Here is a 3,812-nt window from a genome sequence, read left to right on the forward strand (position 1 = left end):
CCGTTCAGACGAGAGGTGGCGGTGACGGCGTCGTCATCAGCGCGCTCGCGATCGGTGAGCTGGCGATCGGCGAGCTGGCGGTCGATCTGCACGAGATGGCGCAGCTTGCCGTAGTCGATGCGCACGTTGTGGTCGATCAGGTCGTCGGGCGGCTGGTTCCGGCGCACCAGCGCGCGCAGATAGTAGAGCGCCATGTCACTGTTGACGACCGGTACATCGCAGGCCGCGTTGAAGTGATAGTGGTTGTACCACTCATCGACGATGGCGCGATGGGCGCTGAAGTCCTGCCCAAAATCGGCGAACAACTGTTCCAGCTCGGCATGGGTGAAGCCCAGGAGCGCATTGAACTCAGGCTCAAGGCTGATCGAGGTGCCGATGTTGAAGCCACTAGTGACATCATCGAGCGTGATCGGCGAGACGCCGGTGATGAACAGCCGCGCCAAGCCACCGCCGGTGCGCCCGACGGCCTCCTTGAGCAGGGCAAAGAAGTCGCGAAAGAAGCCGCTGCTGTGGGTCAGCTCGCGGTAGGCCTCGCGCCCGGCGTTGACCAGGATGTTGTTGGCGAAGTTGTCGTATTCGTCGATGAAGAGATAGAGCGAGAGCCCAAGCTTGCGCGATTCGCTGATCAGCCGCTCGAGGCGCCGGGCGTTGGTGGGCTCGCTCAAGATCGCCTGGGCGCTGTCGGCTGGGATGCGCGCGGCATGCCGATCGAGGAAGTCGATCAACAAGATCCGGGTATGGGCCTCGAACGACTCACGCACCTCCGCCGGGGTGGAGCTGACTGCGGAGAAGTCGAAGCGCAGGCACAGGTATTGGCCGCGCTCGGGCGTTGGCTGCGACTTGATCCAGGTGTCGGCGAACAGCGTCTCGAAGCGCTCGCCCCAGTCGGCGTCGTAGTAGCATTCCATCACCGATTGCAGCAGGCTCTTGCCGAAACGGCGCGGGCGGATCAGGAACAGGAACTCCCCGGCCTGCTCCAAGAGCGGCAGGTAGTGGGTCTTGTCGACGTAGTAATGTCCCCGCTCGCGCAGCTTGATGAAATCCGCCACGCCGTAGGGGATGCGCCAGGGTTGGTCGGTTGCGCTCATGGTTGCCTGCTCCGGGTCGGCTGAGGGAGGATCGACTGGCGAAGGATACCAAGGTCAGCACATCTGATATTGTTCCTAAACCTAGGTTGAGCCAGGCGCTGACGATTGCCATTTTGCCAACGCAAAACCCGCTGCGACTTAGCGATTTTTCTGAGCCCGAGCCCGATATCGCCCTGCTCCGCCCACGCGCTGACTTCTATGCCAAGCGCCATCCTAGACCAGAGGATGTGCTGCTGCTGATCGAGGTCGCGGAGACCTCGTTGCGCTACGATCGCGACAAGAAGCGGTGCTTGATCTCAGCGGCCTGTTCTAGCACTGTTGCTACCCTAATGAAAGACGGAACAATGCATGCGCTTCTTCAATACCGAAGGTCCGGTCAGGCCTGAAGACCACTACTGTCTTCCGCCCCTGTCGCGCTGGGATCTCGACCAGGTCCTGATGCTGATCGACCAGAAGAAGTACTTCCTGCTCCACGCCCCGCGCCAGACCGGCAAGACCAGCTGTTTGCTCGCGCTGATGGAGCGCCTCAATGCCGAGGGTCAGTACCGCACGCTCTATGTCAACATCGAGGCCGCGCAAGCCGCCCGGGAGCGGGTTGAGGCAGGCATGGCGGCCATCATCCAAGCGCTGGCGAGCAGCGCACGCTGGCGATTGGGCGATGAAGCGGCCGATGCTATGGCCCTTGAGGTGATTCAAGGCGGCGCGCTCCTAGGCGGCGTGCAGGAATTTCTCACGCGCTGGTGCGGCCAATCGCCACGCCCTGTGGTGCTGCTGCTCGACGAGGTCGATGCCCTAGTCGGCGATACGCTGATCTCGCTGCTGCGCCAGCTGCGCGCTGGCTATGAGCAACGTCCGCGCCACTTTCCGCAAACTGTCGTGCTCTGCGGCGTGCGCGACCTGCGGGATTACCGCATCCATGCCAGTTCGGAGACGGACATCATTACCGGCGGTAGCGCGTTCAACATTCGCGCGAAGTCGCTGCGCCTGGGGGACTTCTCGGCCGATGAGGTGCAGCGTTTACTGACCGAACACACCCTGGAAACCGGGCAGCACTTTAGCGCAGAGGCGCTAGAGCGCGTCTGGACCCTGACCCAAGGGCAGCCTTGGCTGGTCAACGCCCTGGCCTACGAGACCTGCTTCGAGATGCGCGAGGGCCGCGATCGGACCCGTTCCATCGATCGGGACATGATCGAGCAGGCCAAGGAAGCCCTTATCGCCCGGCGCGTCACTCACTTGGATCAGCTCGCCGATAAGCTCCGTGAAGCGCGAGTGCGGCGCATCATCGAGCCGATGCTGGCTGGGACAGCGCTCGGTGAGGTGCCGCTGGATGATCGTGATTATCTGGTCGATCTGGGGCTCCTGCGCCGCGTCGATGGTGGCGGCCTGGACGTGGCCAATCCCATCTATCGCGAGGTGCTGCCACGGATGCTGGCGAGCGGCCCACAAGACTCACTGCCGCGGATCGCGCCAACCTGGCTCGATGCCGACGGGAAGCTCGACCCTGAGCGGCTCCTGCAGGGCTTCCTCGCGTTCTGGCGCCAGCACGGCCAACCGTTACTCGGCAGCGCCCCCTATCACGAGATCGCCCCGCATCTGGTGTTGATGGCCTTTCTGCATCGGGTGATCAACGGCGGCGGTACCCTGGAGCGCGAGTACGCCATTGGCTCCGGGCGCATGGATCTCTGTTTACGCTATGGCGAGGTCACGCTCGGTATGGAGCTGAAGGTTTGGCGTCCAGGCTCGCCCGATCCGCTCGCCGAAGGACTGGCACAGCTTGATGACTATCTGTCGGGACTGAACCTCGACAGCGGCTGGCTGGTGATCTTTGACCGCAGGCCTGATCAACCCCCGATCGCGGAGCGCACGAGCAGCACGCCCGTTGTGAGTCCCGGTGGGCGTCGAATTCAGGTGATCCGAGGCTAGTTGCGCTCAAGATCGTTTACCATTCTCGCTGCGCGCGCCGCCTGTTTTCGGCTGCGCTGACTTTGGCGTCACCCCAAGCTCGGCAGCATCATCCGGGTATGGGCCTCGAACGACTCGCGCACCTCCGCCGGGGTAGAGCTGACCGCGGAGAAGTCGAAGCGCAGGCACAGGTATCTGATACTGTTCCTAAACCTATCGTCATCCAAGGAGTGATTGCTGACATGTCCGCCACTGCCGAAGCGCTCTATCACCGCCACCGCTTCAGTGTCGATGACTACGAGCGACTGGGCCAGGCCAACATCCTCGGCGAAGACGATCGCGTCGAGCTGATCGATGGGGAGATTGTCGACATGCCGCCGATTGGCAGCCCACATAGCGGTGCCGTCAACCGCATCGCCAACCGAATCACCCGTGCATTCAGTGAGACCGATGCCATTTTGGCAACGCAAAACCCGCTGCGACTTAGCGATTTTTCTGAGCCCGAGCCCGATATCGCCCTGCTCCGCCCACGCGCTGACTTCTATGCCAAGCGCCATCCTAGACCAGAGGATGTGCTGCTCCTGATCGAGGTCGCGGAGACCTCGTTGCGCTACGATCGCGACAAAAAACTGCCGCTCTACGCGCGCGCCGGCATCCCGGAGAGTTGGCTTGTCGATCTGAGCGGAACAGTCCTTTGGCTCTATCGCGATCCGGGCCCCGAGGGCTATGCCAGTGTCAGCCAGGCCTGGGATCTCTCGGCACTCCGCCCCCTCTGCCTGAACCAAGGCGTGCTCGATCTCAGCGGTCTGTTCTAGCACCGGC

At 62.7% G+C, this 3,812-nt stretch carries 4 protein-coding genes; 3 read left to right on the top strand and 1 reads right to left on the bottom strand.

Annotation, left to right across the window (positions count from 1 at the left end; all coding sequences use genetic code 11):
- A partial coding sequence (locus tag ACLFQI_RS12320; protein ID WP_410759752.1) for an AAA family ATPase occupies window positions 1-1,088 on the bottom strand: 1,088 nt, incomplete at its 3' end.
- Window positions 1,089-1,201: 113 nt separating this feature from the next.
- On the opposite strand from ACLFQI_RS12320, the gene ACLFQI_RS12325 reads away from it, so the two are divergent.
- From ACLFQI_RS12325 to ACLFQI_RS12335, 3 genes are all read left to right on the top strand, one after another.
- Window positions 1,202-1,474: a Uma2 family endonuclease gene (locus ACLFQI_RS12325; protein ID WP_410759758.1), complete on the top strand. Its 273-nt coding sequence runs from the start codon at window positions 1,202-1,204 to the stop codon at window positions 1,472-1,474.
- The gene (locus tag ACLFQI_RS12330; protein WP_410759754.1) at window positions 1,437-3,011 is read left to right on the top strand and encodes an ATP-binding protein; all 1,575 of its coding nucleotides are present in this window, start codon (window positions 1,437-1,439) and stop codon (window positions 3,009-3,011) included. The genes ACLFQI_RS12325 and ACLFQI_RS12330 overlap by 38 nt, the downstream gene beginning before the upstream one ends.
- Window positions 3,012-3,232: 221 nt before the next feature.
- Window positions 3,233-3,805, top strand: coding sequence for a Uma2 family endonuclease (locus tag ACLFQI_RS12335; protein WP_410759756.1), 573 nt, complete (start codon window positions 3,233-3,235; stop codon window positions 3,803-3,805).
- Window positions 3,806-3,812: the final 7 nt, after the last annotated feature.

The sequence above is a fragment of the Halochromatium sp. genome (assembly GCF_046541315.1).
In the GTDB taxonomy this organism is placed as follows: domain Bacteria; phylum Pseudomonadota; class Gammaproteobacteria; order Chromatiales; family Chromatiaceae; genus Lamprobacter.

What these genes read in the sequence shown, in the direction of transcription:
- ACLFQI_RS12335 (WP_410759756.1), top strand. Translation starts at nt 3,233, where the DNA reads ATGTCCGCCACTGCCGAAGCGCTCTATCACCGCCACCGCTTCAGTGTC.
- ACLFQI_RS12330 (WP_410759754.1), top strand. Translation starts at nt 1,437, where the DNA reads ATGCGCTTCTTCAATACCGAAGGTCCGGTCAGGCCTGAAGACCACTAC.